This window comes from Acinetobacter sp. V102_4 (assembly GCF_031799005.1).
Classification (GTDB): domain Bacteria; phylum Pseudomonadota; class Gammaproteobacteria; order Pseudomonadales; family Moraxellaceae; genus Acinetobacter; species Acinetobacter calcoaceticus.
On record NZ_JAVQNR010000046.1, the window covers coordinates 22,131 to 28,130 of the forward strand.

Sequence of the window (6,000 nt, forward strand, 5' to 3'; positions counted from 1 at the left end):
TATGGCTCAAACGCAAAGTATAGTTAATTCAACGTTAAAGAAATTATCAAAAATAGGTTTATACGGAAAAAAAGTCACTTCTGCTACAGCTGCAATTAGTGAAGGTTTTTATTTAGTTTATCGACATGGCCTTTATAAAGATCCTAATAATCCAGTTAATACACGCTATGTTCAATATTTTTGCCGCCGTTTATGTCAGGTTTTTAACTTAGATGTAGAAGTACATGGAACAATTCCTAGAGAACCTGCTCTTTGGGTAAGTAATCATATTTCCTGGCTAGATGTTGCTGTTTTAGGTTCAGGTGCTCGAGTTTTCTTCCTTGCTAAAGCTGAAATTGAAAATTGGCCTATTTTCGGGAATTTAGCTAAAGGTGGTGGAACTTTATTTATTAAGCGTGGGTCTGGGGACTCCGTTAGAATCCGTGAGCAAATTACCGAATTTTTAAAACAAAATATTCCTGTACTATTTTTCCCTGAAGCGACTACCACCGATGGGCATTCTGTTAAGAAAGTACATGGCCGTTTACTCGGGGCTGCTATTGAGGCTCAACGTCCAGTACAGGTATGTTTAATTTGTTATGTAAACCGTTATGGACAATTAGATACAGTTGCTCCATTCATTGGAGAGATGTCTTTTGCCGAACATATTCAACGCGTACTTGAAATGCCGAAAGTAACAGCTCATTTGTTAACTTTGCCACCAATTTCTGTGGAAGGGCATGATGTGAAAAGTTTAACAAATGAAGTTCAAGAAAAAATGGTAGAAGGCTTGGCTCAACTACATCAAAAAGTACTTAAGCCAAAAAACTAATTACATGAATCCTTCGATTGGCAGCCATGAAAGAAACTTCATGCCTGCCTTTTGCCACCATTTCATCTCGGGTTCTTGTTTATAAATTAAGGGACCATGTGAAGTCTCTTGCTGCCAATAAATATGATTATTAGCGTCGAGCTTTAGCTTATAAGCAAATTTGTTTAAATTTTCATCCATCGTGTGGTGAATGGTTTTAGCCAATGATGGGCTATCCAAAATTACGCCAATTTCAGTATTCAAATATGCTGAGCGTGGATCAAAATTAAATGAACCAATAAAAACCTGCTCATCTAATGCCATAAGTTTTGTATGTAAACTTGAACGGCTTAATCCTTTCATATTCACTTTCGCTTTAGTTGCAAGCTCATCTGTATTTTTATTTAAATCTCTTTTATCTGGTGTCGGTAAAAATTCATAAAGTTGTACGCCGTTTTTAAGAAGTTCTTTACGGTACTTTCCATAAAAGGCATGAACGACAGCAACGTCATTCGCTTTAAACGAGTTGGTTAAGACTCGGACTTCAACGCCTTCTTTAGCAAGAGTACTTAAAATCTTGGCACCTTGCTTTTCAGGAATAAAATAAGCTGAAATTAAATCAACATTACTTTCCGGTTTTTCTAGGTGGTTAATTAACTGGAAATTAAGGTGCTCTTCTTTTTTAGCCTTTGATTTGATTTTATCCGGTGAGTCTTTTACGACTTCGGCTTTGACCCAGTCGAATTGAATATTACGATTTAACCATTCATCAAATGCATGTGATTTTGCAGTTAAGTTTAGAAAGTTCTGAACAGTTGCTTGTTGGTAGTGAGCTTCAAGTTGTTCTTTTAATCCTTCATAGCGTAAACGGTGCTGTTCAGGACTTACGATACTTTGAACTGAATATGCATATTCATGATTCCAGTAGTCATCAAACGAATTCACAATATCATCAACAGCAGCACCAACTAACATCACATCGACATCAGAGAATTGATAACTATCACTTACATTGTAATATTGATTTGTCATGTTTCGTCCGCCAATAAGAGCAACCTCATTGTCGGCAATAAAACTTTTATTATGCATACGACGATTGATACGTTTTAAATCAAGAACCATATCCATCGCGCGATATTTACGAAAACGGTAGGGGTTAAAAAGCTTAACTTCAATATTTTTATGCTGAGAAAGGGCAAGTAAAATCCCTTCTATTTTTTTTGCATTATTATCATCAATAAGAAGTCGGACTTTTACCCCGCGATCAGCTGCCCGAATAATCGCGTGTAATGCCAAAGCACCAACTTTGTCATTGTCCCAAATGTAATATTGTAAATCTAAAGTCTTTTCGGCTTTATCAATTAATCTTAGGCGGGCTGCTAGAGCCTCCAAAGGATCATTTAAGACGTGATAACCCGTTAGCTTTGGGTTTTGCTGACGTAAAGGAGTAATCAGTTTGGCAAGTGAGGTCTCAGAAGTATCAATATCTTTTGCATATTGTACTGGTTCAACACCATGTTTTGGCAGAGTACTACATCCTGTCAAACCCACAGCAAAACTAGAACATAGGACTATAGAGGCTTTTATCAAAAAGCCTTTAGCTTGTTGATTCGTTTGAAGCTGTTTGGAATGAATGGATTGTGCCATAATCAGTACATACGATAACGTGAGCTAGAGTATAATTCGTGCATATTGAAAGATAAATATTGAATTTGATTACTAGCAATCAATATAAGATAAGTCGAGAGTCGTAATGTGGAATCCAAATTCAATTATTTTTTGTTTTTTCTTTATATTTTCAATACTTGCTTTATGGGGGATTTCTGAAGCTTGGATTCACCAATCTCGGACCGAGACTATTCATCCATTTAAAGCTTTTGTCCATTTACTCGCATTCTATCTTTCTTATCTACTTATTCCTCTCTGGTTTTTTAACTTATACGCTGCTTGGACTGGTTACTATTCAATTCATCAAGGTATTTTCATCTTTTTCTTAAGTGGCGTTTTAATTTATGCCCGATTTATTGAACCTCATCTAGTACGTGTCGATACACATCAATATCGGTTAAATCCAGATCGAAGTTTTAATAAACCTGTAAAAGTAGCGTTAATTGCTGATTTACATATTGGTTTATTTTCAGGGCATGAGCGCCAGCTAAAAACAATAGTTAAAAAATTAAATGAACAGCAACCTGATTTAGTGGTTGTGGCAGGTGACTGGACATATGAGCCGGAAAATAGACTAATTCAAGAATTGAGTGTTTTAAAAGAAATTCAGGCACCTGTTTACTCCGTTCCTGGAAACCATGATGAGCAATATCCAGGACCACCTATCCAACAATTATTAAAAGATGCCTTGTTCTATAATGAAGTTGTCGATATTGAAGGCAAAATAGTTGATTTTGAAGAGTTTCGTTTGATAGGTATTGGTGATCTGTGGGCTGGAAAAACCGACATGCGTTCTATGCCAGATTTACCCCAAGACAAACCTTGGTTAATCCTTTCCCATAATCCCGATACGGTAGACATGGTGCCTAAATTGCCGAATCGACCATTAATGTTATCTGGGCATACACATGGAGGGCAGGTTGAGCTTCCATGGCTTACCACCTATATTATGAAAAAAGTGTCAATTTTAGGTCATAAACGTGGATTTTACTCTCACGAACATGCCGATGTTTTTGTGACAGTTGGCACAGGAATGGTCGGCATCCCTTTACGTTTTAGAGTACCGCCGACAATTGATATTATTGAGTTAGTTTAAAATAAAAAAGCCAATCACAGAGGATTGGCTTTTTTATAAATTGAAAATTATGGAATAACAACAATGGCAACACGTCGGTTAATCGCACGATTTTCATTGGTTGTATTTGGAACATAGGGCTGCGTTGAACCGCGACCAATCACATAGATATTTTCTTGCTTAAACCCGCGAGCTAAGAAAAGGTTTGCCACACTTTGTGCGCGCTCTTCAGACAGCTTTTGATTATAAGCAGCATCGCCAACATCATCAGTATGACCAACAATTTTCAATTTATTCAGATCATATTTATTCAATTGAGATGCTAGACGCACTAACTCAGCTTCATGGCTCTGTTTTAACTCTGCATTATTAAAGTCAAACAACAAACGTTCTGGTAAACCTAAAGTCCATCCTTCATTTGTAAGCACAAAACCTTCTTTTTTGAGCAATTTTACCTGACGATATTTTAATGGACCAAAACTCAGGCACCCTGCAAGAGTAATGCATAGCAATGCAATAAAGGAGAGTTTTAAAGATATTGTATTCATAGATTAGCCTAAATTTAATTTTCAGGTTTATAGATAAACCAGCGTTCATCCGAATTTTTAGCCTTATACATTGCCTGATCTGCTTGCATAATGAAATCTTCGGGGCTAGATGCAAATTGTGATAAAGCAATACCTACACTAAAACTGAAGTAAATGGTTTGACCATTCAGATGCAAAGGTTCTTTACAGCTTTCGAGTAAATTTTCAGCAATAGATATTAAATGATCAGCATGACTAATGGAATGCAAAATAACAGCAAATTCGTCGCCACCTAAACGCGCGATAAAATCTTGATGACGTAAACGCGTTTGCAAGCGATTTGCCATTTCTTTTAAAACTTCATCTCCAGCCAAATGTCCAAACTGGTCATTAATCGCTTTGAAGTTATTGTTATCTATAAATAATAAAGCAGATTTGTTATCAAACCCCTTATCTTCAAACATATCTAAAAGAATTTGATAAAAATAATGTCTATTAGGTAATAAGGTGAGCTGATCGTGATGAGCCTGAAATGACAATTTACGATTTTCTTTTTGTAATTGATTGTCCCATATCTGAATTTCTTCAAGTAACTCATTAAAAACAGTATTTAAATCTTGAAATTCTTTAATTCGATTATAAGGGAACCGAAGATTATAAGCTTTTTGCTCACTTACAATTTGAGCAATATTGGTAAGTGGATAAATAGCTTGCATAATTTGGCGATAAGTTAGATTTACTGACCACCACAAAGCGCAAACAATAAACAACATCGCAATTGCGAGCCCTACCATAATCATTTTTAGGAACTGCAAGATTTTTTCTGAACTACCAAACAGGGTTAATTCACCTACATTTTGTTCGTGATGATAAATTGTAAGATGCACAGGTTCATTTAAAAACCAATGATCAAACCAGCCCTCTAAAATTGAAGTCTGACTTGATAATTTAAAACTTTGCGCAATAAGGTGGTGTTCTGAATCATAAATATGAATAGTACGGATTGAATGATCATTCGTATATTCATTCAAAATTTGCTCTATCGTAATTTTGTCATTAAATACAACTGCTGGTTGAATACGTTCGAGCAGGGTATGGCTGAGCAATTGTAAATTTTGCTTGGCATAGGTTTCCATTGTAAAAACAGAAATCGATACAAAGGTAAAAGAACAAATAAAGAACGTAATTGCAAAAATCGTAAATTGAGACTTTCTAAATAAAGCATGCAGAGACGTGGACTGATACAACTTAGATATCATAATCCTTACTCCGCATTCTTAGCCAAGAGCAATACTCTCGGATCAATATGAACTTTGGAGTGACTTAAAGCATCTAAGTTAACTTTAAAGGTAGTGTAATTATTTTGATTATATAAACAAAAGATACTTCCTATTTCACAGTCTGAATTATTGATGCTTAAAGAAAGTAAAGAACGATAAGGATAATTCTGAATAAGGCTTTGTTGTTGCTGTGGCGAAGTAGTAGAGAAATAAACAGCCTGACAATGTGACCGTGCAAAATCTTTCGCGTTTACAGTTTGAACACGATAATTATAAGACATTTGCTGGATATAAGATTGAAAGGTAGATGTAATAGAGGGATTATCAATAACACAAAGGGTAGGAGTATTTACATTCTCCCACTTACTGTAGCTTAAAATAGATAAAGTAAGCACATAGAAGTTATGTTTTGAATTGGCATAACAAGGGCCACTCGTAGCAAACACTACAAGTATGCAAACAAATACTTTCTTAGCGAACTGCCACATGGTGAGTTAATGCCAAACTATTGCACGAATAATCTATTCTACATGAAGTTGATAAAGTAAAAAAAGTTTAATATCTCATCTAACGTTGACTGAAGTGCCTAAAAAAAAGGCATATATATCACTTTTTTCACAAAATAGTAGAAAAAATCGGCACTCAAAAGAAAAAGGCTGA

6 protein-coding genes are annotated in these 6,000 nt (G+C 35.5%); 2 read left to right on the top strand and 4 right to left on the bottom strand.

Annotated elements, in window-relative coordinates; genetic code table 11:
• The first annotated feature begins 1 nt into the window (after nucleotide 1).
• Nucleotides 2-811 (top strand): 1-acyl-sn-glycerol-3-phosphate acyltransferase, encoded by an 810-nt coding sequence (locus RMB13_RS13255; protein ID WP_005043363.1) that lies wholly within the window; start codon nucleotides 2-4, stop codon nucleotides 809-811.
• On the opposite strand, the gene RMB13_RS13260 is transcribed toward RMB13_RS13255, so the two are convergent.
• Entirely contained in the window at nucleotides 812-2,437 is a 1,626-nt protein-coding gene (locus RMB13_RS13260) for a phospholipase D family protein (protein ID WP_311085461.1), read from the bottom strand. It abuts the gene before it with no gap.
• A 106-nt stretch (nucleotides 2,438-2,543) separates the two neighbouring features.
• On the opposite strand from RMB13_RS13260, the gene RMB13_RS13265 reads away from it, so the two are divergent.
• Nucleotides 2,544-3,554 (top strand): metallophosphoesterase, encoded by a 1,011-nt coding sequence (locus tag RMB13_RS13265; protein WP_311085462.1) that lies wholly within the window; start codon nucleotides 2,544-2,546, stop codon nucleotides 3,552-3,554.
• 47 nt (nucleotides 3,555-3,601) lie between these two features.
• Here RMB13_RS13265 and RMB13_RS13270 read toward each other — a convergent pair whose 3' ends face one another.
• The 3 genes from RMB13_RS13270 to RMB13_RS13280 are packed head-to-tail and all read right to left on the bottom strand — an operon-like array spanning nucleotide 3,602 to nucleotide 5,828.
• On the bottom strand, nucleotides 3,602-4,081 hold the full coding sequence (locus RMB13_RS13270) for an OmpA family protein (protein ID WP_311085463.1): 480 nt from the start codon (nucleotides 4,079-4,081) through the stop codon (nucleotides 3,602-3,604).
• 14 nt (nucleotides 4,082-4,095) lie between these two features.
• Nucleotides 4,096-5,319, bottom strand: coding sequence for a diguanylate cyclase domain-containing protein (locus RMB13_RS13275; protein ID WP_005043367.1), 1,224 nt, complete (start codon nucleotides 5,317-5,319; stop codon nucleotides 4,096-4,098).
• 5 nt (nucleotides 5,320-5,324) lie between these two features.
• Nucleotides 5,325-5,828: a YfiR family protein gene (locus tag RMB13_RS13280; protein WP_003656067.1), complete on the bottom strand. Its 504-nt coding sequence runs from the start codon at nucleotides 5,826-5,828 to the stop codon at nucleotides 5,325-5,327.
• Between the last annotated feature and the right edge of the window lie 172 nt (nucleotides 5,829-6,000).